The sequence below is a fragment of the Moorena sp. SIO3I6 genome (genome assembly GCF_010672095.1).
Genome location: NZ_JAAHHU010000004.1, coordinates 137005 through 163202 on the forward strand (window position 1 = coordinate 137005; position 26198 = coordinate 163202).

At 43.7% G+C, this 26198-nt stretch carries 29 protein-coding genes; 17 read left to right on the top strand and 12 right to left on the bottom strand.

Going from position 1 to position 26198, the window contains the following annotated elements; all coding sequences use genetic code 11:
* Positions 1 to 63: 63 nt before the first annotated feature.
* The gene (locus tag F6K49_RS03130) at positions 64 to 240 is read right to left on the bottom strand and encodes a hypothetical protein (RefSeq protein ID WP_293065748.1); all 177 of its coding nucleotides are present in this window, start codon (positions 238 to 240) and stop codon (positions 64 to 66) included.
* 32 nt (positions 241 to 272) lie between these two features.
* Here F6K49_RS03130 and F6K49_RS03135 point away from each other — a divergent pair, with 32 nt between their 5' ends.
* Positions 273 to 482 carry a hypothetical protein gene (locus F6K49_RS03135; RefSeq protein WP_293094130.1) on the top strand — a complete coding sequence of 70 codons (210 nt, stop codon included), beginning with the start codon at positions 273 to 275 and terminating at the stop codon, positions 480 to 482.
* On the opposite strand, the gene F6K49_RS03140 is transcribed toward F6K49_RS03135, so the two are convergent.
* Positions 479 to 2371 carry an NAD(P)H-quinone oxidoreductase subunit F gene (locus tag F6K49_RS03140; RefSeq protein ID WP_293094134.1) on the bottom strand — a complete coding sequence of 631 codons (1893 nt, stop codon included), beginning with the start codon at positions 2369 to 2371 and terminating at the stop codon, positions 479 to 481. The two genes, F6K49_RS03135 and F6K49_RS03140, sit on opposite strands and share 4 nt — an antisense overlap.
* Before the next feature lie 235 nt (positions 2372 to 2606).
* Here F6K49_RS03140 and F6K49_RS03145 point away from each other — a divergent pair, with 235 nt between their 5' ends.
* The 7 genes from F6K49_RS03145 (at position 2607) to F6K49_RS03175 (ending at position 7794) form a co-directional block, all read left to right on the top strand.
* Positions 2607 to 2789 (top strand): hypothetical protein, encoded by a 183-nt coding sequence (locus tag F6K49_RS03145; protein ID WP_075902542.1) that lies wholly within the window; start codon positions 2607 to 2609, stop codon positions 2787 to 2789.
* A gap of 666 nt (positions 2790 to 3455) precedes the next feature.
* On the top strand, positions 3456 to 3767 hold the full coding sequence (locus F6K49_RS03150) for a carbon dioxide-concentrating mechanism protein CcmK (RefSeq protein ID WP_008185070.1): 312 nt from the start codon (positions 3456 to 3458) through the stop codon (positions 3765 to 3767).
* A 183-nt stretch (positions 3768 to 3950) separates the two neighbouring features.
* Complete coding sequence (locus F6K49_RS03155; RefSeq protein ID WP_293018921.1) at positions 3951 to 4292, top strand: carbon dioxide-concentrating mechanism protein CcmK; 342 nt, start codon at positions 3951 to 3953, stop codon at positions 4290 to 4292.
* Positions 4293 to 4459: 167 nt separating this feature from the next.
* Positions 4460 to 4759 (top strand): EutN/CcmL family microcompartment protein, encoded by a 300-nt coding sequence (locus F6K49_RS03160; protein WP_008185074.1) that lies wholly within the window; start codon positions 4460 to 4462, stop codon positions 4757 to 4759.
* 316 nt (positions 4760 to 5075) lie between these two features.
* Positions 5076 to 6752: a ribulose bisphosphate carboxylase small subunit gene (locus F6K49_RS03165; RefSeq protein WP_293094137.1), complete on the top strand. Its 1677-nt coding sequence runs from the start codon at positions 5076 to 5078 to the stop codon at positions 6750 to 6752.
* Positions 6753 to 6792: 40 nt separating this feature from the next.
* On the top strand, positions 6793 to 6954 hold the full coding sequence (locus F6K49_RS03170) for a hypothetical protein (RefSeq protein WP_293018914.1): 162 nt from the start codon (positions 6793 to 6795) through the stop codon (positions 6952 to 6954).
* Positions 6955 to 7098: 144 nt separating this feature from the next.
* Positions 7099 to 7794, top strand: a complete 696-nt coding sequence (locus F6K49_RS03175) for a hypothetical protein (RefSeq protein WP_293094140.1) — start codon at positions 7099 to 7101, stop codon at positions 7792 to 7794.
* Between the two features lie 3 nt (positions 7795 to 7797).
* On the opposite strand, the gene F6K49_RS03180 is transcribed toward F6K49_RS03175, so the two are convergent.
* The 3 genes from F6K49_RS03180 to F6K49_RS03190 form a co-directional block, all read right to left on the bottom strand.
* Positions 7798 to 7953 (bottom strand): hypothetical protein, encoded by a 156-nt coding sequence (locus F6K49_RS03180; RefSeq protein WP_293065765.1) that lies wholly within the window; start codon positions 7951 to 7953, stop codon positions 7798 to 7800.
* An 18-nt stretch (positions 7954 to 7971) separates the two neighbouring features.
* Entirely contained in the window at positions 7972 to 8427 is a 456-nt protein-coding gene (locus F6K49_RS03185) for a cupin domain-containing protein (protein ID WP_293065767.1), read from the bottom strand.
* Positions 8428 to 8641: 214 nt separating this feature from the next.
* The gene (locus F6K49_RS03190) at positions 8642 to 10051 is read right to left on the bottom strand and encodes a transposase (RefSeq protein WP_293094145.1); all 1410 of its coding nucleotides are present in this window, start codon (positions 10049 to 10051) and stop codon (positions 8642 to 8644) included.
* A 480-nt stretch (positions 10052 to 10531) separates the two neighbouring features.
* Between F6K49_RS03190 and F6K49_RS03195 the strand changes: the two genes are divergently transcribed.
* The 4 genes from F6K49_RS03195 to F6K49_RS03210 all read left to right on the top strand — a co-directional run bounded on the left by F6K49_RS03195 (position 10532) and on the right by F6K49_RS03210 (position 14882).
* Positions 10532 to 11146: a PEP-CTERM sorting domain-containing protein gene (locus F6K49_RS03195; RefSeq protein WP_293065773.1), complete on the top strand. Its 615-nt coding sequence runs from the start codon at positions 10532 to 10534 to the stop codon at positions 11144 to 11146.
* 123 nt (positions 11147 to 11269) lie between these two features.
* Entirely contained in the window at positions 11270 to 11680 is a 411-nt protein-coding gene (locus tag F6K49_RS03200) for a HEPN domain-containing protein (RefSeq protein ID WP_293094150.1), read from the top strand.
* Positions 11677 to 14334, top strand: a complete 2658-nt coding sequence (locus F6K49_RS03205; protein ID WP_293094153.1) for a ParA family protein — start codon at positions 11677 to 11679, stop codon at positions 14332 to 14334. Before F6K49_RS03200 ends, F6K49_RS03205 begins: the two co-directional genes overlap by 4 nt.
* Before the next feature lie 293 nt (positions 14335 to 14627).
* Positions 14628 to 14882, top strand: a complete 255-nt coding sequence (locus tag F6K49_RS03210) for a hypothetical protein (protein ID WP_293018906.1) — start codon at positions 14628 to 14630, stop codon at positions 14880 to 14882.
* Between the two features lie 174 nt (positions 14883 to 15056).
* On the opposite strand, the gene F6K49_RS03215 is transcribed toward F6K49_RS03210, so the two are convergent.
* On the bottom strand, positions 15057 to 15242 hold the full coding sequence (locus tag F6K49_RS03215; protein WP_293018905.1) for a hypothetical protein: 186 nt from the start codon (positions 15240 to 15242) through the stop codon (positions 15057 to 15059).
* 31 nt (positions 15243 to 15273) lie between these two features.
* On the opposite strand from F6K49_RS03215, the gene modA reads away from it, so the two are divergent.
* On the top strand, positions 15274 to 15987 hold the full coding sequence (modA, locus tag F6K49_RS03220) for a molybdate ABC transporter substrate-binding protein (protein WP_293094156.1): 714 nt from the start codon (positions 15274 to 15276) through the stop codon (positions 15985 to 15987).
* On the opposite strand, the gene F6K49_RS03225 is transcribed toward modA, so the two are convergent.
* Positions 15953 to 16150 (bottom strand): hypothetical protein, encoded by a 198-nt coding sequence (locus F6K49_RS03225; protein ID WP_293065784.1) that lies wholly within the window; start codon positions 16148 to 16150, stop codon positions 15953 to 15955. The genes modA and F6K49_RS03225 overlap by 35 nt on opposite strands.
* Positions 16151 to 16167: 17 nt before the next feature.
* On the opposite strand from F6K49_RS03225, the gene modB reads away from it, so the two are divergent.
* A complete protein-coding gene (gene modB / locus F6K49_RS03230) occupies positions 16168 to 18282 on the top strand; it encodes a molybdate ABC transporter permease subunit (RefSeq protein WP_293019004.1) in 2115 nt (704 codons plus the stop codon).
* Here modB and F6K49_RS03235 read toward each other — a convergent pair.
* Positions 18247 to 18426, bottom strand: a complete 180-nt coding sequence (locus tag F6K49_RS03235; protein ID WP_293018902.1) for a hypothetical protein — start codon at positions 18424 to 18426, stop codon at positions 18247 to 18249. The genes modB and F6K49_RS03235 overlap by 36 nt on opposite strands.
* A 127-nt stretch (positions 18427 to 18553) precedes the next feature.
* Here F6K49_RS03235 and F6K49_RS03240 point away from each other — a divergent pair, with 127 nt between their 5' ends.
* Both F6K49_RS03240 and F6K49_RS03245 read left to right on the top strand, forming a co-directional pair.
* Complete coding sequence (locus F6K49_RS03240; RefSeq protein WP_293018901.1) at positions 18554 to 18766, top strand: type II toxin-antitoxin system HicA family toxin; 213 nt, start codon at positions 18554 to 18556, stop codon at positions 18764 to 18766.
* Positions 18767 to 18779: 13 nt separating this feature from the next.
* Positions 18780 to 19208 carry a hypothetical protein gene (locus F6K49_RS03245; RefSeq protein WP_293018900.1) on the top strand — a complete coding sequence of 143 codons (429 nt, stop codon included), beginning with the start codon at positions 18780 to 18782 and terminating at the stop codon, positions 19206 to 19208.
* A 47-nt stretch (positions 19209 to 19255) separates the two neighbouring features.
* Here the strand turns inward: F6K49_RS03245 and F6K49_RS03250 are convergent, their stop codons facing one another.
* The 3 genes from F6K49_RS03250 to F6K49_RS03260 all read right to left on the bottom strand — a co-directional run bounded on the left by F6K49_RS03250 (position 19256) and on the right by F6K49_RS03260 (position 20181).
* Positions 19256 to 19540, bottom strand: a complete 285-nt coding sequence (locus F6K49_RS03250) for a type II toxin-antitoxin system mRNA interferase toxin, RelE/StbE family (protein WP_293018899.1) — start codon at positions 19538 to 19540, stop codon at positions 19256 to 19258.
* Positions 19537 to 19764: a hypothetical protein gene (locus F6K49_RS03255; RefSeq protein WP_293018897.1), complete on the bottom strand. Its 228-nt coding sequence runs from the start codon at positions 19762 to 19764 to the stop codon at positions 19537 to 19539. The genes F6K49_RS03250 and F6K49_RS03255 overlap by 4 nt, the downstream gene beginning before the upstream one ends.
* A gap of 165 nt (positions 19765 to 19929) precedes the next feature.
* Positions 19930 to 20181, bottom strand: coding sequence for an AbrB/MazE/SpoVT family DNA-binding domain-containing protein (locus F6K49_RS03260; protein WP_293018895.1), 252 nt, complete (start codon positions 20179 to 20181; stop codon positions 19930 to 19932).
* Between the two features lie 86 nt (positions 20182 to 20267).
* Here F6K49_RS03260 and F6K49_RS03265 point away from each other — a divergent pair, with 86 nt between their 5' ends.
* Complete coding sequence (locus F6K49_RS03265; RefSeq protein ID WP_293018893.1) at positions 20268 to 20393, top strand: hypothetical protein; 126 nt, start codon at positions 20268 to 20270, stop codon at positions 20391 to 20393.
* Positions 20394 to 20413: 20 nt separating this feature from the next.
* Here F6K49_RS03265 and F6K49_RS03270 read toward each other — a convergent pair whose 3' ends face one another.
* The gene (locus tag F6K49_RS03270; protein ID WP_293094162.1) at positions 20414 to 26140 is read right to left on the bottom strand and encodes an AAA family ATPase; all 5727 of its coding nucleotides are present in this window, start codon (positions 26138 to 26140) and stop codon (positions 20414 to 20416) included.
* Positions 26141 to 26198 lie beyond the last annotated feature (58 nt).

A 26198-nucleotide genomic window follows, 5' to 3' on the forward strand; every position in this document is an offset into this window, starting at 1 on the left:
TTGAAGGTTGAAGGTTGTTTGGTTGAAGGTTGTTTGGTTGAAGGTTGTTTGGTTGCAGGTTGTTTAGTTGAACGCGATGGACGTTCGCGTAGCGTCGGCTCTGCCGATAGGCCCGCTTTCAGCGATCGCGTGGCCTTTTGGCCAAGGTTGATTGGTTGAACGCGATGGACGTTCGCGTAGCGTCGGCTCTGCCGATAGGCCCGCTTTCAGCGATCGCGTGGCCTTTTGGCCAAGGTTCAACAGTCAAAGGGCTAACTTTCAACGGGCTCACCTTGGCCTATTGGCCACGCTACGCGAACAACCTGCTCACCTTGGCCTATTGGCCACGCTACGCGAACAACCTGCTCACCTTGGCCTATTGGCCACGCTACGCGAACAACCTGCTAACTTTCAACCTGCTAACCTTCAACGGGCTAACCTTCAACCTGCTAACATTCAACCTGCTCACCTTGGCCTATTGGCCACGCTACGCGAACAACTAATCACCTATCAACAAAGACCACTGCTCCAAAGACCACTTACTCAAAGACCACTGATTCAAGGGCCAGGTGATGAAGATTGCTAATAAGCTGATTCCTAATAGGATAGTCAGTACATAAAACTGTGATTTACCGGAAACGCTGTATTTTAAGCTTTGACCACTAAATACTGTTCCTAAACCAACCAGATTGACTAACCCATCAACGATATATCTATCAACCCAAGCTGTAATCTTGGAAAATAGGAGAACAGCAAACACGATGGTGTAACGATACAGTTCGTCCAGGTAAAAGTCATAGGCGAATAGGTCTTGGAACAATTTCAACGGCATCCGAATTGACCGCGACCAGGTTCTGGGTAGGTAAATTAAAGCCCCTGCAGTGCAACCTACGACACCAGAGATTATCAAGGTTACCTCGGCTAGGAGATTGAGATCCTCCCATTCCGATAGCAATTCCATCGGACGTATTAGCACTGGTACCAGCAATGTCAGTATGGTTAACGCTACCATTGGTAAGGCCATAGCCCACGGTACTTCTGGTGCTCGACGGGTCTTCGCTTGGGGTTTCCCTAGGAAAACTAGCCGAAACACCCGGACTAAACCTAAGGCAGTAACTGCGTTAACGAAGAGAAAGGGTATGACCAGAAGAGGGGCATCAAACCAAAAGGCGTTAATCCCTTCACTCATTGCCCAAAAGCCACCCAGGGGGAAAAGTCCAATCAGACCAACGATACCCACGGCAAAGGCAGTGCTAGTAGCGGGCATTTTTGACCCTAAGCCCCCCAATTCAGCTAAATTTTGGTTATTAGTGTTGAAGATTACCCCCCCGATGCTCATAAACATCAAGGCTTTAGCAAAGGCATGGGCAACCAGTAAAATCACACCAATATCAGCGCGCTGCATTCCAACCGCGATAAATACTAAACCAATGTAAGCGCTGGTGGAATGGGAAAGCGATCGCTTAATATCGATTTGTGCGATCGCTACCATTGAGGTGCCTAGTGCTGTGATAGTACCAATAACTACTAACACCGATAAGGTCAACGGTGAGACCATGGTCACGATCGGCACCAGTTTAATCAGCACATAAGTACCACAAGTCACCACCAAGGAATTCCGCAGTACTGAAGCGGGATTGGGTCCCTCCATCGCCTCATCCAACCATAAATTCAAGGGGAATTGGGCACATTTACCAATTGGACCAGCAATCAAAGCCAATCCCAGTAAGTTACCCACTAGTGGCGGTAGATTAGCTGAATAAGCCCAGGTATACAAGTCTGAAAAGGTTAAGCTTCCCGCAAAGGTGGCTAAGCTCACCACCCCAACTAGCAGCAAGATATCTCCTACACGCTTGGTTAGAAAAGCATCTCGGGCAGCTTTGAGTGCTAAAGGCTGAGCGTACCAAAAACCCACAATGAGCAAAGTACACACCGTGAGCATCTCCAACAGAGCATAGGTCAGGAATAAGGAATTACTCAAGACAATTCCGATCAATGCCCCTTCAAAAAATCCCATCAGGGCAAAGAAGCGAGCTAATCCCCAATCTTTCTCCATATATCCGAGAGCATAGAGTTGCGCCAATAGACTTAGGCTGGTGATAAACTCCATTGCTGCAGTACTCACTGGTGAGACTTCCAGAACAAATGATATGTCAATATCAGCAACCATTAGCCAGTGAAACTCTATCTCTTGCACCGCTTCCTGTAATGAAGCTTGGAAGATCAGCCAGCCATGAATGCAGGCGAAAAGTGTCATCAACAGGTTAAAGTAAGCCGCTGGTCTCGGTCCCGTACGACGCACTATTCCTGTTGCCCAGGGGATAGTTAAAAATGCCCCAATCCAACTGTAAATGGGAACTACCCAAATCGTCTGAGTAAGCAACTCAGTCATCACGCCTTGACCTCATCATTTCTGCAATCAATTAAATAAAAATCGGTACTAATTAGCCCAAACGTCTTTTTAAAGTGACGATTTTCCTCGGTTTACAGCTAATAATGTGGTGATTTGTCTTAAATCATTACTATTTTTACAACTTTATCAGTTAAGGGTTATCTTGGACATAATCCAGGCTTATTTTTTCCGAATATTTTTTTGATTATTACCATAAAACACTGCTTTTGGAATCATGACAAGTAACCTTTATAGAACCCATCAAGCTAACTTATTCAAGGTCAAGTCTGGCTTGACAACCGATCAAGCTAAGGGATTAAAGCTCAAATCAGGCTTGACAACCCATCTATCCACCCATCTATCCTTAGTCAGGTTAGAGCGACCCAGTTCCCAGTGCCGTAACCCAGGAACTCGGTGACCGCACTCAAATTCTGGCGCTTAGTGAGGATTACTTATCTAAAAGTTATAAAAAAATTATAAAACAAAAGCAACCATTCTCCAAAACGGTGAATTTTCGTTAACTAATCTAGCTGACCCCCTCGGAATGTTAAGTTTTGTTAAGGTCTCTCATTAAGAAGTATTATCATATTTTATATTGTCAAATACGCCAAGGTTCTCTATGCTTAGTTTTGGTTGTCCTTTAAACAAAGATGTTGAGGGCATTCCCCGTCTACTATCTTTGTTTCAGCCGGGGTGTTAGCGTAGCGTGGCCTATTGGCCAGGGAAACAATCACTTTTGGTTAGGCAAACCCACACCCCCCTCCACCCTTTAATCCCCCCCAAACTAACCATGAGGCGGATTAAGACCGGAGCAAGGGAAGCACAGAAGCACGACCAATACAGTTAGCTACCTGAATTAGCTAGGTGAATTAGCTAGGTCAGTTAGCTAGCTAAGTTAGCTACCTGCTATGACGTTGGTCGGCTCACGTTCTGACGGTGTATCGAAAAGGCCGATTTACCCGGCAACATTGCAGTTATCTGCAATACCACAGAAACCCTAACTACACTGCCCTAACTACACTGCAAGGTTAGTTAGGGAGCGTTAATCACTCTTATTTGACTAATCCACTAGGAGAAAAGCGAAATGCCAATTGCTGTTGGAATGATTGAAACTGAGGGCTTTCCAGCTGTTGTAGAAGCAGCTGATGCGATGGTTAAAGCCGCTCGCGTCACCCTTGTGGGTTATGAAAAAATCGGTAGCGCTCGTGTAACCGTGATTGTGCGGGGAGATGTCTCCGAGGTGCAAGCTTCCGTATCCGCTGGGATAGAATCAGCAAACCGGGTGAATGGAGGTAAGGTGGTATCAACCCACATCATCGCTCGTCCCCATGAAAACTTAGAGTATGTCCTACCAATTCGTTACAGCGAAGCTGTGGAACAGTTCCGTAGCTACTAGCCAAGATGCTCCTAAAAACCATAGAGAGTCTAGAGGCAATTGGCACAAGCTTGGGTGCTGAACTCGTTGGTATGCAGTGACTATAGGTTTAGCAAAGAGCGCTTATATGCCGTCACAACCATCCCACGTGTGGTCAGCGCGTGGGTTGATCAAAATCTTGATAAACGTCTAGGAGTAAAATTCATGTCAATTGCTGTGGGAATGGTGGAAACCCTTGGTTTTCCAGCGGTTGTAGAAGCCGCAGATGCTATGGTGAAAGCGGCTCGTGTCACCCTTGTGGGTTATGAAAAAATTGGTAGCGCTCGTGTAACCGTGATTGTGCGGGGAGATGTGTCTGAGGTGCAAGCCTCGGTAGCTGCTGGAATTGATAACGTTAAGCGTGTCAATGGAGGTCAGGTATTATCTACCCATATTATTGCTCGACCTCACGAAAACCTGGAGTATGTTCTACCAATTCGTTATACCGAAGATGTGGAACAGTTCCGGGAGAGTACTAACGCCATCCGTCCGATGAACCGTCCATAATCGTCCGCCAATTTGAGATTCAAGACATGCCGGTGTCAAGTAGGGGATGTGCTTACCATGAGGGGAGAGATTGCTTGATCCACTAGTTTTGGCTTGGCCATATAACTGCTCCCTAATCCATCTCCCCCCAAGTCCTGTCACCCCAAGTCCTGTAATAATTTAGGTCAATGCAAATTGCCAAGGTCCGAGGCACGGTCGTTAGTACTTATAAAGATCCTAGTCTTAGAGGAACTAAATTCCTTTTCCTGCAATACCTAGATGATGCAGGAGAACCACTGCCCAAGTATGAGGTAGCTGCTGACATAGTCGGTGCTGGTATAAATGAGTGGGTGCTAGTCAGCCGTGGCAGCGCGGCTCGGCAAGTTGGTGAGAGTGACAAGCGTCCCATCGACGCTATGGTGGTGGGGATTATTGACACGGTCAGTGTGGACAATAGCATGCTCTACAGCAAAAAAGACCAGTATTAGTGAGTAGGTTCGGACAATAGTAGCTTTGGGTAGTAGCTTTGGGTAGTAGCTTTGGGTAGTAGCTTTGGGTAGTAGCTTATGGCTTGTTATCCATTGCTCGATTCTGACCCGACCCCTATAGCTTTCCAAAGCAGTTATTTGTAACGATAAGCCATAACGGTAGAGGTTAACTATTAACAATCCAGCAATTTCTGCATGATTACATTTCCCGAGTGGGAGCAGCAGAAATAACTAACCCCAATCCTCAAGTGTGGGGCTTGACAAAAATCTATTTCATGACAGTGTATCTCAAATAAAAATTAGGAGGAAAACATCTATGGCATTTAGCACCCAGGCAGCTCCCCCAACACCTTGGTCACGGGATCTGGCTGAACCAAAAATTGATGACACAGCTTATGTCCATTCTTTTTCCAACATTATTGGAGATGTAGAGATTGGGCCAAATGTATTGATTGCCTCGGGAACCTCGATTCGAGCTGATGAAGGGGGACCATTTTACATCGGTGAAGGTACCAATATTCAAGATGGTGTTGTGATTCATGGTCTTGAAGAAGGTCGGGTTGTTGGGGATGACCAGAAAGAGTACTCGGTGTGGATTGGCAAGAATGCATCGATTACCCACATGAGCCTGATTCATGGTCCTGCTTATGTTGGGGATGATTGCTTTATTGGCTTTCGCTCTACGGTGTTTAATGCTAGAGTTGGCGAGGGCTGTATTGTGATGATGCATGCCCTTGTTCAGGATGTCGAAATTCCTCCCGGTAAATATGTTCCTTCCGGAGCGGTGATTACTAATCAGCAGCAAGCTGACCGACTACCGGATGTAGAAGAGCAAGATAGAACGTTTGCTAACCATGTGGTGGCAATCAATGAGGCATTGCGGGCGGGTTATCAGTGTGCAGAGGATGATTCCTGCATGATGCCCATCCGCAAGGAAATTGCTGAAAATGCTGACTCTAATGGTCATAGTAGCCCTGATAGTTCCCATAAATCTTTCAGATCAATGTCTTCAAATACAGGATTAAGTTCAGAGCTTCAACAACGAGTTCGTCAACTGTTAGGCCAAGGATACCGAATTGGTGCTGAATATGCTGATGAGCGTCGCTTCCGTACTAGTTCCTGGAAGAGTGCTTCCGGAATACACTCCGATCGTGAATCAGAAGTGCTGCAAGCCTTGGATGATTGTCTGGCAGACCACGCTGGTGAGTATGTCCGACTAATTGGGATTGACCCGAAAGCCAAGCGCCGGGTGTGTGAAGAGATTATCCAAAAACCGGGTGGCCAAGTGTCTCGGAGTTCCAGTGGATCTGGTTCAACTAGCTACAGCCCCTACAGCTCTGCTCCTCAACCTACTGCGGGTTTCTCTAGCAATGGCTTAGACTCATCAGTCGATGATCTAGTTCGTCAACTGTTGTCCCAAGGGTATCGGATTGGTATTGAGTATGCTGATGAGCGTCGCTTCCGGACTAGTTCCTGGAAGAGTGCTCCTGGCATAAGCTCCGATAACCTATCACAGGCTTTGGCAGACCTAGGGGCTTGTTTGGCAGACCACGCTGGTGAGTATGTCCGACTGATTGGGATTGACCCGAAAGCCAAGCGCCGGGTGATGGAAAAGATTATTCAAAAACCTGGGGACACGGTAAACCCTGGTGCTAAACCTAGTAGTAGTTATAGCTATACTCCCCGTTCAACCCAATCCTCAGGATTCAATGGCAGCAAGGTTTCTGGTTCATCCTTGAGTCAAGATATCGTTGAGAAGATCCGTAACCTGTTGTCCCAAGGTTATCGGATTGGTACTGAACATGCGGATAAACGTCGATTCCGCACCAGTTCTTGGCAGAGTTGCTCCCCCATTGACTCTACTCGGGTTTCAGAGGTGGTTGAAGGTCTAGAAACCTGCTTGGTTCAACATTCGGGTGAGTATGTACGGTTGATTGGTATTGATCCGAAAGCTAAACGGCGTGTTCTAGAGACGCTGATTCAAAAGCCTTAATTTATAAGCATAGCACAGGGAACAGGGAACAGATAGGGAAGTGTGGGAAGTGTGGGAAGTGTGGGAAGTGTGGGTAGATGGGGGGAAGCCCCAATACCGCACTGCATCCCTTAGAAAACAAACCGTCAAACCCTATCCCCCTACTCCCTTGCTGCGAGAACCATTTAATTTAAATCAAGACCAGCTTATTTATAGGTATTAGACTTCTTGCAACGGTAAAGAAGCCCTCAAAAATGATAGTGCTAGAGTCAAATTTAATCCCAAAACCCTTTACCCAAAACCCTTTACCCCCAAAACTGCGGCGAAGTCTACTGTGCCAAAAATTATGCACTTGCCTAAACTTCAATTGAGTAATAATTCTCATATATACGTGGAAGGAAATGTGAGCATTGATCCTAGTGCTGTTATTTCAGCAGGGGTAATTTTGCGAGCGGATCGAGATAGTAAAATAACGATTGCAGCCGGTGTTTGTATCGGTATGGGAGCAATTCTTCATGCTCACAAAGGGACTCTGGAGGTGGAATCAGGAGCGAGTTTAGGCGCTGGGGTTCTGGTCGTGGGGAAGGGAAAAATTGGCGCTAATGCTAGTATTGGCTCCCTGACCACAATTTGGAATCATTCTGTAGAATCCCTACAAGTGGTGCCATCAGCGTCGGTGTTGGGAGATAAGGGGCGTCCATTACCGGAAGAGTCTCAACCAAATCCTGATAGCTTGGAGCAGAAACCTCAGGAGTCGTCATCAACTGTACCTGAAAACAGCTTTACCACGGAATCTGTGAATGGTCAAGTGCCATCCACCAGTAATACGGTGGCTACAGAGACAACAGAGACTAATACAACAGAGACTAATACTACAGATACCAATTCTACAGAGACTAACACAACAGAAACTATTGAGGCTGAGACGACGGCTGAGTCGCAGACAGAATCACCAGCCCCGAAGACTCAACCTACTGTTCATGGGCAGGGGAGCTTGAACCGATTACTGGATACTCTGTTTCCTTACAATCAATCTTTCAATAGTCCTAGCAAAGATACATAACAGCTACCTAGACTCATCTCTTTTATGCGATCGCTTAATTTGTGTTCGCGCAGCGTGACCAAAGGTCAATCGAGTAATTTGCGAACGCGCCCCGCGTGACCATTCGCGTAGCGTGGCCTTTTGGCCAAGGTCAATCCCATAGCGGCTCGCTAGAACCATCCCATAACAGCTCCTCAATCACAATAACTCCCGGCTGATCTGAGGGAAAACTCCGCTTTCTGCCAACTCAAAGTCGGCAAAGTCAAAGCCTGGTGCAACAACGCAGCTCACCAGAGAAAAACTATCATCTTGTGAAGGAATCGCCCCAAACCATGTACCGCCTGGCAAACAATAGTAAGGATGAGCACCGTCTGTCAAACTGGCTCCCAGTAGTATGCCCCGTTGTGAACCGGTCTCGTCAAGGTAGTTGAGACACAATGGTACACCAGCATGATAAAACCACAGTTCATCAGACCTGATACGATGCCACGATGAATATTCACCACTACGGAGGAGATAATAGATTGAGGTAGCAACAGACCGTACTCCAAAAGGTGTCTTTACGACCTGATCTGATCGATACATCTCTCGATAAAACCCCCCCTCAGGATGTGGTACGAGTTGCAATGCTTGTATAATGTACTCGGCTTCCATATCTGTTCTATCGTTTTTACAAAAGTTAGATATTGATAGTTTTTCGGAAAGATGTAGTTATTTTGGCATTGCTTCGTTTTAGAATCAATCCTATGTTTGCCACAGCTGAGGTCTGCCTAGGTGACGTTCCTACACTTCACTATCCGTGAAGTGTAAGCTTCTAGCACTCCTTAGAGCTACTAAAACTTCCTTTGAGGTACTATTAGTTATAGAGCTATTTATAACCGGATTCCCTATGAGCGCGTTTTATAGTGGGGAACACGCCCAGCCCCACTCGTTTTAGGTTAATTGCGGCATTAATATCGCGGTCAACCAATAACATTTCTTGCTCATCCCAATACTCGCGGAGGTCGCAATCCGTGAATACAAACTCGTCTCGATAGCTTAACAGCTGAGAGGTATAGGCAGGGTTACACTTTTTCGTTACTGCTCCAGCTTTTCCAGCTATGTAGTCCAGTACCTCAAAGAACTGCCCAAACCCTGCGTCCAACCAAGACTTATTTAATCCAGATTTAGCGGACTGTCCATTAGGCAAATATCCACCCTTCCCATCTGGCTTGGGTTTATTTCGTTTATTTAAACCAGTAAGGTTCAAATTTTCGTAATAGAAAACTTTTTTTCCGGTTCTAACCAGCACATGAGCTGTTTTATAGGCATGATCCTTTCGGCTCCTAGCAATCCGTTGATGTATTCTCGCTTCACGGGATTGCAATTTCCTTCTAGCTTTACTGCCTTTTGTCTTGGCATTCTTTTTTGTCTGTACCTTTTCTAAATAGGACTTACGCACAGAATCCATGGGTAGGGTGGGCAAGGTTTTGCCCACCCTACAGGTAGCGTTAAATTGAGGGATTTGCGTAAGTCCTACTAAATAAGAATGATTCTTACGGTAAGACTTAAGTGAAGGTAGTTTGGTATTTTCAGATGTTGCTAGATAATCGTCTCCGTAAAGTACGGCATCCAACCCTATGCCATTATCCCAAGTGGGAATAACACTTTCTGGTGTAAACGCTGGTACTGTAGAATCTTCTAAGCATAAGGTTGTGTACCAACCATCGGTTTTCTTGGTGATTAGAATATTCTTGATCTTAAACCCGTCGGGCAGCGGACGATGTAGGCGTACTTTGAGCCAGCCCTTGAGTTTACTTATCTTTAGCCATATCCATTTCCTCTCGATTCTGGCTACAGAAAAACAGTCTTTCCCATCTATCTTTAAAGTCCTATATCTAGCTTGATTTTTAAATCTAGGTTTTCCGCTACGACTACCATTACAATCGCCTTTGATGAATCGACTGAAAGCTAGGTCTGCTCTTTTACATACGTCCTGTAAAGTATTCGCCGGAACTCGGGTAAAGTCCAGCAATTCACCTGAGTGGACAACTGTCACCAAGTCTTTTTTCCAGATTGGTAACAGCTTTTTTTGACTGAAATAACCGGGGTTATCTCTGAGTTCTGGTAGATAAGTAATCAACGGACAAGAATTAACAGCAGTGCGGTTTTCATTCCACCACCGAAAGCGATCGCCCAACTGCCAGTTGTACCAGTACCGACAAATCCGTAGCCAATCATTTAGTTCTAGTTTTTGTTGAGTACTTGGATAAGCCTGGTATTGGTAGTTGAGCAGCATCACGATCACCTCCTAGTTTTTATTGCGCTTTACATATTATAGACTGTTCTAAATTGGGTGAGGGACTTTCGTCTTAGGGAGTAGGGAAATGGGGAGATGGGGAGATGGGGAGATGGGGAGATGGGAAGATGGGGAGATGGGGAGATGGGGAGATGGGGAGATGGGGAGATGAAGAGATGGGGAGATGGGGAGATGGGGATTTTATTATAATTTTTGCCTAATTTCAAAATTAATTAATTCATTACTATTATCAATCCTATACTAATCAGGCAATTTGGCATCGTCAATTTTAGGGCTTTTTATCAAGTATTGACATTTATTTTTTATGTGACTATAATTCAAGCTAAATTTATTAGTTTAAAAGCGATTATGATAAATCATAATAATTTATCATAACAAAAAAATCCTGGTAACTCTTTCTTGCTGTTCCCTGCTCCCTATTCCCTATTATTTTATACATACTGAAGGAGGATACTTTCTGTGACTAATATTTATCACCAATTAGCTCTTGTGACTACTGCTGTCGCTTTAACCTCTGCTACTGTTGCAGTTTTACCGGCTGCTGCTGAGCAAATAATTAACCAAGAATTCAGTGGCGAACTTGAATTGTCGGATTTTCCTAGTTTTCTGCCAGAGCCTCCTCCCAAAACTAGAGATTACGAGGGGTTTGTTGAGTACAATCCTGAAGGAGAATTACTTTCTTGGTTTCTTGATGTAGAAGGGTTAGAGCAAGTCGGTTCTGATATTACTCTTGAACCGTTTCCTTCTCCGTTTCCTCTTCCTCCTAGAACCTTTGTTACTACCTTTAACGCTACCCCTGATAGTTGGATTATAGATATCGATTTTGGTAGGGCTTTTGATGCCGGGGCTTATATCCTTACCTGGAACAGAGAGTCAGGAATTACCTTTACTCTTGGAGGTTCCCTATTACCTCCAACTGTCTATGTTGATCCCAATCCTAATTTTAAGGAAACTATCACCGAGGATCCTTCAAAGCCAGATGCAACCAGTGTACCTGAACCTGCTTCTGGATTAGCGCTGCTGGGACTTAGTGCTTTAGGTGCTGGTTCTTTTTTGAAAAGAAAGGATAAATAATAAGGGATTCTGGTTCAGTCCTATCAACTAAAAATATCACCATAATTGTAGAGCGAGTTAAGTCCATTATTATGTACTTTTTTTGTGTTATAATATATCAAATTAATTGTAATTATACTTGTAATGGATCCTAATAATTCCAAAGACTGGCTAGATATTGCAAATGAACGGGCGGCAGATGCAGAGGCTATACTCAAAAATAGAAGTCAATCAATTGGATCAGTTTATATGGCAGGCTATGCCATTGAATCTAGTCTCAAGGCTTTATTACAATCTAGAAATACATCATTTCCGAAACATGGCAATCAGGGGCATAATCTACAGGGTTTATGGGAAGCAGCGGGATTTCGTCTCTCCGATATCCGTGACTCTACAGGTGCAAAGACATTTTTTATAGAAAACTGGGATACATCCCTACGTTATAAAATAACCTGTAATAGTAGCCTGACAATGGCGGAGTTGGTAGATGGAGCAAAGCAGTTAACAAACTTTATAAAGTTTAAAATTAGTCGTAAATCCGGGAGGCGCAGATGAACCATTCAGAAATCAAACAGCGTATTCATCAAAATATGTCACGTGCAGCTTTAGAGATTACAGAGCTGCGGGTTCAACCGGATCCGTTTCTAGGCTGGCGTATTGCTGTCATTTCCCCAGGATTTGATCACAAATTCCAAGAAGAACGTAAGAACATTGTTCTAGAGGGGCTAGAAGAATTGACAATTCAATGGTTAGATTTACTAACTCCTGAAGAGCAGCAATGGGCTGGCCCTCTTCCCATTGATTCTACCCTGGAAAACGTACCCTTTTGGCCTGAAGCTCTGGCTCGTTCTCGCTCTGGCTCTAGTAATCCTGAAGCAATCCTATTTCCATCGGATCTAGACGAAGACCTTGACCGACCGATCGTTGCAACATTTTATTCCCTCAGAGGAGGAGTTGGTCGCTCAACTGCCCTGGCTTATACTGCCCGAATTCTTGCTAGTCGTGGACGCACTGTGCTTTGTGTTGACATGGATTTAGAAGCTCCAGGATTAGCGGCTTTGTTTGGAAAGGAAGACGAGGTTAAGGATCAACAGGGGTTGGTATTTGTGTTACTAAGTTTGGAGCAAGGGGAAGAGCCTGACATCCGTAATCATATTCTGAGGGTTTCTGAAACTGATGAGATTTACTGTATTCCGGCAGGTTTGCCCAATGCCAATTATGCGCGTTTACTGAGCTTTATGGAACCTGGAGCTTGGTATCGGGAAGATAGAAATCCATTACGTGAACTGATTCAGATTTTAAGTAGTGATCGTCTTCCTTTCAAACCTGATGTCATTTTACTAGATGCTCGCACAGGAATGACTCCTCTCAATGGACCGCTCCTGTTTGACTTGGCTGATCTGGCAATTATTGTGTTCTTTCCTCATCCTCAAGCTCAAAGGGGTACGGGTGAACTGGTTCGTGCATTGCTTGCTGCTGAGACTAGACGAACTGAAACTGAACAGCGGCTTACTCCAGAGCCACGATTTATTGTGTCTCCAATTCCTGCTAGTAAAGCACCAGAAGTTGTGGAACGATATCAACATAGAGCTATTGAATGGATTGGAGAGTGGCTCTCTATTCTGAGGGATAAACAATCGAGATCAGAGCCGATTAAAGAATCAGATATTACACATTTTATTCCCTATCGAGAAGAGATTGCTACATCAGATAAAATCTTATCTAATCAAGAAACGTGGCGTGACTTTGAGCCGGTTGCTGAATGGTTAGAACGTTTTATCCCTACAGCTAGTGAAGAAGAGCTACCGGATAGTTTACCCGATAGTAAGGGGCAAATTTTACAGGAATTAGAATTTTCTGCAGGAACAGCAGAATACCAAGATAATTTTCTGGAAACCTTTGTAGAAACACAGTTAGTCAATCGCGCCCTTAAGCCTAACATAGTTCTAATCCGTGGTCGTAAAGGTACTGGTAAAACGGCTATTTTCCGCCGCCTCCTGGAAGATTCTAAGCAAGATTCCATTGTAGTGTTATCTCCCAGTCCTCTTAAAGGCGATCGCCCGTGGGTTATTAACTCTGAAGGTTTCAAGGCCATTGATGAGGCTTTAGAAACTACGGGAAAAAGCTGGCGTGACTTTTGGTTACTCCAGACTTGTCTTGCCTGTCACCTATCCTGGCGTGGAGAGAAGCCTCAACCAGATGACGCTGTCTCACAAGTTCTAGGAACTGATCCTACTAACGAATTAGAACTTGTCCGATGGTTTCAGAATTTACTACCACAATCTCAAATTGGTTTATTGGCAAGAGATTGGCTGACTCGTTTCGATGGTGCTGCACAATCTACTATTCTTCTTCTTTTCGATGGACTGGATACAGGATTTGGAAATACACAGGCAGATCGAGAAAGACGCACTAAAGCCATTGAAGGACTGCTTTCGTTGATTACTGACTTAGGGGACAATATGAAAAACTTAAAATTCAAAGTTCTATTGCGAGAAGATATCTGGCGTAGCCTTCGTTTCGATAATAAAAGTCACTTTTTCGGGCGATCTGTAGTCCTTGAATGGCGTGAGCGATCAGATTTTTTTAAAGTTATAATTAAGCAAGCTCTGAAATCGGATAGATTTAAAGGACTTGTAGTAGACTCAATTCAGCAAGGTAGTTTGTTATCAAATTTGTCATCAAGTAGTGACGCCTTTAGTGACTATTTGAGTGAATCACAGGTCTTTGAAATTTGGAATCTTTTGGTTGGTGAGCGGATGAAAGGGGGTAAATCTGCCTTTACTCGGAACTGGGTCTGGAAGCGAATTGCTGATGGCAGTAACAACCATAGTCCCCGTGCTCTGTTACAACTTTTTGCTGAGGCGAAAGATTGGGAAATAAACGAACAAGAGCGAAATCCTTATCAGAAAACTATCATCCGACCACGGGCTTTGAGTTCATCTCTTGAAAAGGTATCAGAAAAAGCATTAGATGCTTTGATAAATGAAGAGTTTAGTGAACTTCAAGAGTTGATTGATTGTCTTAAAGGAATAGGACGTTCGCCCTTCTATGCAACTGATGTAAGTGAATTATATGATGAATTGAGTTTTGCTAGAGAAGTGGGTTTGTTATCTATTTATGAAGGTACTAAAGATGATGTTAAACGTTATAAAGTTCCTGATCTTTATCTTTCTGGTATCGGTATGACGCGAAAGGGGCAAGCATAAATAATATATTATTGCACCAAGCTTAAACTTGATCTGTAAAGGTAGGGAATAGGGAATAGGGAACAGGGAACAGGGAATAGGGAACAGGGAAAAAAAATTGTTTACCTAATTAGCCTACAGACCGCTATACAAAAAAAGCGATCGCATAATCTTTGCGATGCTCTGAAAGAGCCGCTACGCGATCGCTTTTTTTTACCATTAAAATACCCCCCCCAAAAAAATTCTAAAAACCCTTGACAATAAAATATATAATCATTACAATAATCAAATAAACTAAATTAAACTATTGAGCTATGTCGCAAGAATTTATCCCTAACCCCGACAATAATCCTGAAGATCAAATTCCCGGAATTAATCTTGAAGATTTTTTCCCAAAGCAACAACCTGTTCAGCACATTTTAAAGGGGCCTCGTCAAGGAGTAACTAATACTATTCATACCCTGTCTGCCATGAACTACGCACAGGCTTCCGAGTGGAGTCCTCTGCAACCTACGGGCATGCCAGGGGAGGTGATTACGATCATCACTAAGTATTGGATGCTCCGTTAAAACGTTAGTTTCTGGGGGGGTTGCCCCCCCTTGGCAAAAACAAAAGTTCCGGTATGATTAAATAGGAGCATTTCTCGATAGGTTCGGGAACTGAGTGACATAGCGATTTGAATCCACTTACTGTGGACTTGAAATAGCCGTGGACATTATTTCTACGGCTATTTTTTTTTGTTGTTAAGTATCTAATTGGGTAGGGAGTAGGGAGTAGGGAGTAGGGAGTAGGGAGTAGGGAAGAAAATTTAAATGTATATCACGGTTACTATAAAATGCTATAACTCTACTAATAACTTTTATGATTAAATCCCTAACTAGATCATGGTTTCTGTGCTTAAGTCTATCCTTAGTGTTAATAGCTTGCAATGCTCTTACCTTTAACAATCAACAGCCAGAAGTGGTGAGCCTAACGGTATCAGTGGCTGCTAGCTTACAAGATGCGATGAAAGCTATCAAAGTACTCTACACTAAGGAAACACCAGATGTTACCATTATTTATAATTTTGCATCCTCTGGTTCGTTGCAGCAACAAATCGAACAGGGAGCGCCAGTGGATGTTTTTATTTCAGCAGCTCCGAAACAGATGAATGCTCTGGAATCTAAGGGGCTTTTACTAGAAGGGACAAGGCAAAGTCTTCTTAATAATCAGGTAGTTTTAGTTACTCCTAAAGACCAGACGGGTATCTCTAATTTTCAGGACTTAACCTCTGATAAAATTAGTAAAATAGCAATGGGAGACCCGGAAAGTGTACCAGCTGGACAGTATGCTAAGGAAGTTTTCACTACTCTTAATTTGTTTGAGCAGCTGAAACCGAAGTTGGTTTTTGGCAAAGATGTTCGTCAAGTTCTATCCTATGTGGAAACAGGTAATGTGGATGCTGGATTGGTGTATGCAACAGATGCTAAGGTATCAAACCAAGTTAAACGAGTTGCTACTGCTCCGCCAGAGTCTTACTCCCGGATTATCTACCCAGTAGCAGTATTAAAGGAGTCTAAAAACCATGATCATGCTAACCAGTTTGTACAGTTTATAATCAGTGATTCAGCTAAAACTATATTTTTGAGGTATGGGTTTATTATGGCGGATAAGGGAGTAGGGAGTAGGGAGTAGGGAATAGGGAATAGGGAACAGGGAATAGGGAATAGGGAGTCGGGAGTCGGGAGTCGGGAGTCGGGAGTCGGGGTAATAAAATTGAATTTGCATTATAACTATTAGAGACCCTATATATGCCGTTTTTTCTGCCCACACTACCCACACTTTCCACACTACCCATACTCTTTGTTCAACACTATGGAAGATTTATCTCCTTTATGGATTTCCCTAAAGACTGCTGGCTTGGCTACTATCTTTGCTTTCTTTCTGGGAATTACAGTAGCGGGTTGGATGTTTAGCTATCAAGGGAAAGCTAAAGGAATTATTGATAGTATCTTAACCCTTCCGATAGTGCTACCGCCTACAGTAGTTGGCTTCTTATTACTGTTGTTACTAGGTAGAAATAGCCCAGTGGGACAGCTATTAAGGCAATTGGGATTATCTGTAATCTTGTCTTGGCCTGCTACTGTGATTGCTGCTACTGTCGTTGCCTTTCCTTTGATGTATAAAACTGTACTGGGAGCTTTCAAACAAGTTAATCAGGATTTGATTAACTGTGCCCGTACCTTGGGAGCTTCTGAATGTAGGGTATTTTGGCAAGTGTTGCTACCGTTGGCTTGGCCAGGGGTGATGGCGGGGACAGTTCTGGCTTTTGCTAGAGCTTTGGGAGAGTTTGGCGCTACGTTAATGCTAGCCGGGAGTATTCCTGGCAGAACCCAAACCATTGCGATCGCTATCTTTTTTGCAGCCCAAGCCGGGAGGATGGGGGAAGCACTACTATGGGTGTTGATCATGGTTGCGATCGCTCTCGTGGCAATCACCATCATTAACTATGAGCAGGGAGCAGGGAACAGGGAGCAGGGAGCAGGGAGCAGGGAGCAGGGAGCAGGGACAAAATCTAACATAGAAGTAAGTAAGGGATCCCCCCTAACCCCCCTTATTAAGGGGGGGACTAGAGCTTCCCTTATTAAGGGGGGAAAAGAACAGGGAATAGGGAAAAAATCTAACATAGAAGTAAGGAAGGGATCCCCCCTAACCCCCCTTAATAAGGGGGGGACTAGAGCTTTCCTTAATCAGGGGGGAAAAGAACAGGGAACAGGGAAAAAATCTAACATAGAACCAAGTCAAGGACTTTTAGTAGAGTTACGAAAAGAGGTAAGCTCTAGCTTTACCCTAGATGCTAAATTTACTGCTAATGGTAAGCCCTTAGGTATCTTAGGGGCTTCTGGTTCTGGTAAAAGTATGACGCTACGGTGTATTGCTGGTTTGGCTACACCCACTCAAGGCCGCATTGTCTTGAACGGAAGAGTTTTGTTTGATTCTAAACAGGGTATTAATCTTCCTCCTCACCAACGTCGCATTGGTTTTGTGTTTCAAAACTACGCCCTCTTTCCCCACATGAATGTTGCTCAAAATATCGGCTTTGGCTTGCAGGAATTGCCGAAAGCCCAAAGGAATGAACGGGTATGGAAATACATTGAACTGATGCATTTACAGGGACTAGAAAAGCGCTATCCTCACGAACTTTCTGGGGGACAGCAGCAGCGGGTAGCCTTGGCAAGAGCAATGGCGATCGCACCAGAAGCGTTACTATTAGATGAGCCCCTTTCTGCCCTTGATACCTATCTCCGGAATCAGATCGAAATGCTACTAACGGAAGTTTTCTCTACTTATCAAGGAGCCACTCTTTTCGTGACCCATAAATTAGAGGAAGCTTACCGAGTTTGTGGTAATCTGTTAGTCCTTTCCGAAGGAAAGGTTATTGCTTCTGGTTCTAAAGAAGCTATTTTTGAGCATCCTCCTAGCTTTAGGGTAGCACAATTAACGGAGTGTAAAAACTTTTCTCGGGTTGAAATTATTGACCACCAAAAAATTCAAGCCCTGGACTGGAACTGTAGTCTTTCAGTTGTAGAACCGATCAGGAAATCGTTGGCTTATGTTGGCATCCGTGCCCATCATCTGATATTTCTCAAAGAGCCAAATCACGACAATACGTTTCCCTGTTGGCTGGTGACGATGAGTGAAACCCAGCACAGAGTTACACTGTATCTGAATTTATATACTGCTTCTAGGAATACAGGAGTTATAGATTGCCCCCTAAATCCCCCAATTCTGGGGGACTTTGACATGATTCCCCCCCAAAGTTGGGGGGTTAGGGGGGCAAAACCAACTAAACTTGGTAAGTCCTACAATCCTCAGCAATACCACCTCCAAGCTGAAGTTTTCAAGGAAAAATGGCATCAGATTAAAGCTTGGCCTCAGCCATGGTATGTGCAGTTAGATGCTTTGCGGTTGATTTTGATGGAGAGTTGATTGAACTATAGAAGTTTTCAATTGGGTGAGGTACAAAGTCTTGGGTTTTAGGGAGCAGGGAGCAGGGAGCAGGGAATAGGGAATAGGGAACAGGGAATAGGGAATAGGGAGAGGAAGTGCGATGCTCCTTGGCCTTTGGGCCACGCTACGCGAATGGAGTCGCTATGGGATGAAGCGAAGCTTCCGCTAAGAGCGATCGCAAATCTTTGATAAACCCAACACGAGTCATTTCACCCTTGACTAGCGGACAATAATGTCCCATAGTTTTATCATGAAAGGAAGTGAGTTCATTAGGAGGGTAAAAAAGTTAGCCAGAGAGCGTGGTCTCGAATCTCGTGTTGACAAAAAGCGCGGGAAAGGAAGCCACGTCACACTTTATTTTGGTGACCGATTTACTATTGTCCGCAATCCCAAAGATGAACTCAAGACTGGGACATTGAAGGCAATGCTACGTCAGCTTGGTCTACAGGAAGATGAGATTTAACCATGCCATTACTATGAGTCGATTTTCATTCCCAGCTACATTTACCCCTGACGAGTCGGATGGCGGGTTTGTGGTAACTTTTCAGGATCTGCCAGAAGCTATTACTCAGGGAGATTCCATGGAACAAGGCTTGGCTGAAGCAGCGGACTGTTTGGAAGAAGCGATCGCTGCGAGGATTGATGACCAACTCGACATCCCCAACCCCTCACCCCCGGCAGGCGGAGACTATTTAGTCCCAGTGCCAATTCAGACTGCCTTAAAAGCTGCCCTTTACCTGGCCATGTCCGAGGCAGGGATCACATCACTCCAATTAGCCCATACTCTCAATACCGATGAACAGGAAGTCAGGCGCATTCTCAACCCCGATCACGGGACGAAACTTCCTACACTGGAACGGGCACTAGCTGCTTTAGGTAAGCGGATTGAACTTCGCCTTTTTTAGGGGAATGTGGTCAATATCATCAAGACGGGAATACCCACAATGCACCCTCAATACACCTCATCGTGGGTGCCAATATCGAGTAAAATAATTACTTCATCTTGAATCTGTTGGTCTGTCTCAATGGAAAACACAATCCGGCAATCGTATCCACAGGAGCAGGCTTTGAGGCCCAATAACTCTCCTTTCAGAGAATGGGTACCTAGTTTTGGGTCAAAAACATCTTCTTCCATTTGCCTCAGGGTGTTTTCAATGCGTTTCTGGAGTTTGGCGTTGCGAGAGACAAACTTACGATAAGCCCGCTTAAATTTTGGGGTAAGTACCAGTTGCCTCATGGGTTTTCGTCAAGAGCCTTTTGCAATTGAGAAATTACAGTCTCTGCTGACTGAGGTCGTAACTTGCCCTGTTTAAATCTAGCAATCGATTCTTTGGCATCCTCAGCAATTTCTTTACGACGGGATTCGATCAGACGGTTTTGGATGATTTCAACCAGCATAGCCTGCTGTTCAGGAGGCAGTTGACTAACCGTGTTGAGGGCTTCTTCAAGGGAAGTTGTCATTGGCTTAACAGAGAGGTTTGGTCGCTAGATTCAATTCTATCGGGTTGAATACTTACACGCTTGCGCCGAATCGAAGATCGAAGTTGGAGCCGCTACGCGATCGCATTCTCTTGTAGCTTGGTTTGAAGCAAGGAAACCCAACACTATCTTTTGGCTTAGAAATCGCTACCATTTCCAATCCTCTTCATCCCAATAATTTTTAATCCGATCATCAATTAATAATTCATCATCACCATTTTCTGCCATTTCTTTAAACGCTTCTTCCCATCCTTGACGAGACTGGGATACTGGCGAAATGATTACCTTCCCATCTTCTACTGTTATTTCAACTACATTGGCTAAACCACATTCTTCAATAATTGCTTTAGGAATTCTAATTCCTTGGGAATCTCCAATACGTACAATGGCAGCTTTCATCAGCTTAATTAATAGATAAACTTATTGGTAATTAATATCTTAGCACTAATAATTAATAATCTCTATATAGTGTACCTAAATGAATTGTGAGTGATAATTTTTGTCCCCTGTTTCCTACTCCCTACTCCCTACTCCCTACTCTCTGTTTCCTACTCCCTACTCCCTACTCCCTACTCCCTACTCCCTATTCCCTATTCCCTTTACTATTTTAATTGAAGATCCAACATCCCAGTTAGACATGCTGCTCAACCCAACTGCGGTCAAAGATGGATTCATAAATCCGGTTATTGACTCTCAGACATCCCTGTTGCTTCACCACTAACCCAGACAACAGCAATTCCTTTTCCTCTGGACTGTCAACAGCCACCACTTCTCCCTGCTCCACAATTTGTCGATATATCTCCAATAGCCCAACAGATTGTTTACTCTCCAGGATGCGATCGCGTATAGTTCTCAAATGCTCCGGTTCATCCTGTGATTCCCAATTTTCTATCACCTTGGTTCGCACCAAATTTTCAATCCATTCAGCTTCGTTGTTGGTAGGGATAGCAGATGAAGTACTGCGGATGAATTGACAGATCTTTTGGGTCAAAAAAGGCTGACCACTCGTCCATGCTAACAGTTCTTTGAGCAGTGTTTGAGGATTGGTCACTTTCTCTGCTAATCCTTGAAGCAAAGGTTGGGCTTCATGCTCTTTAAAACCCTCCAGTTGAATGGCCTGACCAATATTAAAAGGAGTTCTTTGGTGGTCAGTAATTAAGCCAGAGGGAGTAGCAACCCCAAAGAGAGCAAACGTTAAATTGCCATAGTCTCGATTGATAGTACGCTGATTATAGCAGGAGCGAATCAGAGCAAAAAAGTCATTAACTGGAAAATTCAAGCCCAAGACGCTATCAACTTCATCGATAAAAACTACCCGTTTATTGGGTAAACTGTTATCTGGTTGATCAACCTCACCCAGCAAGACTTCTTCAATAAATTGACTCAACCGCTGAACCGTAGAAATATCTCCTCCTTCATTCCACCACTTTTTTAAATTCACCTTTCTTCGTAAACCAAAACTTCGCCATAGCTCTACTGCCAATCCCTTATACCATTGGTCAGGGGTAACATTTTCGCTGCCAATCCGAGTCAGGTCGATGGCCGCGCAGCTAATCCCCTCATGGTTCAGGTGGTTAATCATACGTACCATCAGGCTTGACTTGCCCATCTGGCGGGGATTGAGAATATAACAAAACTCCCCTTGCTTTAATGATTTATAGAGAGTTCTGTCAACAGAACGCACCACATAAGTGGGAGCATCCATCGGTAAACTTCCCCCCACTTGATAATCAAAATTCGACGCTTGTTCGTCACTCTTGAGTAACTCGTTTTCAAATATTAGTTCCGCTTGAGTAGCTTTGAGAACGTCCAAAGTTTGAGATAGTTCTTGAGTGCGCTCTTCTACTTTAAGCTCTAGATTTCGGTTATAGTCTTCTAACTGCCCATACAGACGAGCATTTTCAATAGAGATAGCAGCTTGAGCAGAAAGCATTCTTAAAACTTCAATGCGATCGCTGGTAAATGCGTCTGTGGTTAAATTATTTTCTAAATATAAAATACCGCTTAGTTTACCTTGATTTAACAAAGGAGTACAGATAATCGATTTGGGTTGAGTGGCAACAATGTAGGGGTCACGAGTAAATTGTCCTTGATTAGCCGCATCACTTAAAACTAAATTTTCCTGGGTGCGAGCCACATAATTGACGATAGAGACTGACAATATCGGGGTTTTACTGGCAGCATCCACAGAGTCTACTGGCAGGTATTGCAATGTAGTCACCTGATCAGAATCCACTGTTCCTTCAGCTTCAATTACCCAATCACCGTCTTTATCCAGTATCAGAAAACCTTTTTGAGCCCCTGCATTCTCAATCAGGATTTTCATTAACTTTTCCAGCAACTTGTCTGGGATAATTTCCCCAGAAATAGTTTGCGATGCTTTGAGAATGCTATTGATATCCAAAACACCGGATGTAGTTTTACCTGAGTCGGTAATTGACGGATTTAAGCTAGTTTTAATACTATCTGTTGAAACTGTAGCCAAAAATTGTGGGTATCGAGCTTCCAAATCCTTTACCTTAGCCACAGCTCCCCAGCCTTGATAAGTATAGTGGGCATCTTGTAGGTAGTGGCGAGCAACGTGGTTTTGGTTTCTAGCTAAATAGAATTTGCCTGCTAGTTCATAAGCTAGGGCTTCGTCGTTGAGATAGTCGTTTTTATGGGCTAAGGTAATAGCGCGGTCGTAATAGTCTCTAGCTTCGCTATCTTTGCCTAAAACTCGGGATCGTTCAGCTTCGACTAGATAAAATTTGTGCAGAAAATTCATCGGAGCTTGCTTTGCCCAGAGTTCCATTTTTTCTTGTTTAGCAGCAACCTTGGTCAAAATTTCTGCTCTTTCAGTCTCTGAAGCATCAGGATAAAATGCTAGCCGAGCCAGGGCATCATAGAAGTAGGCAGTGCTAAGGATGAATGATGAGCCAGCATTAGCAGCATAGTCTTCAAACTGGTCGGCATTTTCAACTGCTTGCTGAAATTCCTGGAAAAGATAACACAGAGCGAGTTTATGTGAATACACATGCATCATCCCAGTTTGATCTCCACTGGCAAGATGGACTGGCATCATCTTTTCTTCATCATATGCTTCACCAATCAAACGGCAGGGATTTTCTGCTTCTCCCATCAAGTTAAGGATAGCCTGCATATAGATTTGATTCCAATGAAGGTAAGCTTCCTGCTGAGTTTGAATAGTAGCTGCAATTGCTTTTGCCGTCTCTTTCTTAGCATCGATTAGTTCCACACCACTTAGGTACAAAGCATAGGCATAGGTACCCATGACACTAGCAGCCAATTCAATATCTCCAGTTTCTATCGCACTTTGATAAGCTTCTATGGATAAAGATGATGTGTCCCTGAGCGGTTCCTTCCAATGCTTGATAAATCCCTTATACATCACATAAGTTCTTGCTTTGAATGTTTTATCTTTAAATCGTTCTAGTAACTTCAAAGCCAGTTGACCAAACTCATAGCCAGCCTCAAGCTCCCCTAATAAACAGAGGATATGCCCGTAACCGGCATAGGGAAAAGGGGAATCAGGGGAATTACCGTACTGAATCGATAAATTCACCTGTCGGCACCAAATTACCAAGCTGAGTTGATTCATTGCTATGTAGGCAGAGCTCAACAAGTAGCTCATAATCCGCATAGCTGCTAGTTTATACGGATCGGTCATTTGGGGTAAGTCGATTAGCTGCTGGGCTTGCCTGCCCCCCAAGGCAGACTTGATCTGCTCTATCTCTCCCGTCAGATCAGATTGGTTGGGTTGTTCGGGTAATTCGATCCCAAGTAATTTCAGAACGTCTAGCCCAGTTTTGATTGCTTCTAGAAATTGTCTTTGAGCACAATAGGCTTGGATTTTGACTTCATAGACTTTGACTTTGTCTAACAGTGTTTGGGCGTTTTGCAAGATTATCTCAGTCAAGGGCTCCATTTCATCGTAGTTGCCAATTGTATAAGCTGCTTCTGCTGCCTCCATATACAAATCTAAGCTGAGGTTATACTGCTGCGACCAACTCTGGTTACCTAATAAACTTAAGCCGGTCTGGAGATAATTGAAAGCCGGTTGACGAGCAGCTGAAGATTTGGCTTTTTTCCCTGCCCGCAGATTTAAGAGAGCTAACTCATTTCGCTCTGTTTGTTGCTCAATTAGTTCCCGACCTTTGTTCAACTGGTTAACAATCTCAAACAGCTTCTGTTCAGATTCTTCAGAGGATGTATTTTGCAGTAACAACTTGCCAATACCCAGATGTACTGCTTGGGTATCTGCTTTGGGAATCAGCGAGTAAACTGCTTGTTGGATGCGGTCGTGGGCAAATTTGTATTCTACAATTAACTGATTTGACAATCCTTCTACATCAAGTTCCACCAACTGGTAGGCATAGCTAAGGGGTATAATTAGACCAGATTGGAGTGCTGACCGTAAATCAGTTGCAGTTTCCCCTATAGATTTTTCAGATATCACTGCCAGTGTTTTCAGGTCAAACTGGTTCCCTATGCAAGCTGCTAATTTTAATACTGCCTGAGTTTTTGTGGGTAATTCTTTGACTTTTTTAGTCATCAAATCCACAACATTATCTGTAAGTGGTTGCGCTTTTATTTGCTCTATATCCCACTCCCATTTCTGATAAGGATAGTTAAAATACAACCAGCCTTCAGAATACAGAGATTTTAAGAACTCATTTATGAAGAACGGATTTCCACCCGTTTTTTCCTGTATCAATTGGGCAAGCTGCTTGGCAGTTATTGAATCTACGAAAAACGTATCAACGATAAGTTGGGTAACATCAGTTAACGCTAAGGGGGGAAGTAGTATTATCTTAATTGTTACTCTTGCTTTTTCAAGCTGTTCCAAGCTTTGATTCAAAGGATGTACGTCGTTTACTTCATTATCCCGATATGCCCCAATTATAAACAGATATTTATTATCTGCTGCTGTCATCAGCAGTTGAATTAATTCCAGGGAAGCTCTATCTGCCCACTGTAAGTCGTCTAAGAAAATGACTAACGGATGTTCCGGTTGAGTAAATATCTTAATAAATTTTTTAAAAACAAAATTAAAGCGATTCTGCAGTTCTGTTGGAGGAAGCTCTGGGACAGGTGGTTGTGGACCAATAATCAGTTCGACTTCAGGAAGAAATTCAATGATTACCTGTCCATTTTCCCCTAATTCCCCTTGCAGCTTCTCTCGCCAATTGTGAATCTCTGCCTCACTTTCGGTGAGTAACTGTTGTACTAATGACCGAAATGCCTGAATTAAGGAAGCGTAGGGAATATTTCGTTGAAACTGGTCAAACTTACCAGAAATAAAATAGCCATGTTGGCGAGTCAGTGGCTTATATACTTCCTGTATTAATACGGACTTGCCAATACCGGAATACCCCGAAACCAGCATCATTTCACTGGCTCCTTGGCTGACTCGATCAAAAGCAGCTAATAGGGTAGAAATCTCCTGTTCTCGCCCATACAGTTTTTGTGGTATTTGAAATTGATCGGAAACATTGTGCTGATCGATCAGTAAAGCATCAATTTGCCCTTTGGTTTGCCACTGTCTGAGACATTCTTCTAAATCTGCCTTGATCCGATAGGCTGATAGATAGCGTTCTTCAGCATTTTTCGCCATCAATTTTAACAGGAGCGCCGAAAGAATTGCTGGAATGTCTGGTTTTAGTTCCTGTGGTGGTGTCGGTTGTTTAGCAATATGACAATGGACTAATTCCAAAACATCATTGCTGGGGAAGGGTAACTGTCCCGTCAGCAATTCATAAAAGGTCACCCCCAGGGAGTAAAAATCAGTGCGGTAATCGATTGCTCGATTCATGCGACCCGTTTGTTCTGGAGAGATATAAGCTAGGGTTCCTTCTAATACATTCGGGTTGCGAAAGGTAGATATTTCTCGCGACAGTGTGGTTGAAATGCCAAAATCAATTAGCTTAAGCTTACCAGTCTTCTGATTTAAGATAATATTTGATGGGTTAATATCTTTGTGAATAATATGCTGCTGGTGAACCTGACCGAGAATGTCAACAATCTCAATGGCCAGGTGGAGAAACTCAGCAATGGTGAATTCCTGCTTCGGAATGATCCGATTGAGAGATTCGCCCCCAAAATCTTCTAACACCATTACCCAGTTAGTTTCTAGCTTTTCCAAGCTGTAAACATCGATTACACCGGGTAGGTTAATAGTTTGAGTTGTTTCATACTCTCGCTTGAACCAAGCAATGCTTTCCGGGGAAGGATAAGCCTGTTTGAGCATTTTAAGGATAACAGGTTGGTGATCTGCCCGCCGATGTCCGCGATAGACTAGGGAGTTGGTGCTTTCATGGAGTTTTTCCGTAACTTGGTAACCTGATAAATCGCGCATGCTTATCTCCTTTATAGGAGTTTTTATGATCAAAAACCGCACTGGTTGTGGTTTGAGC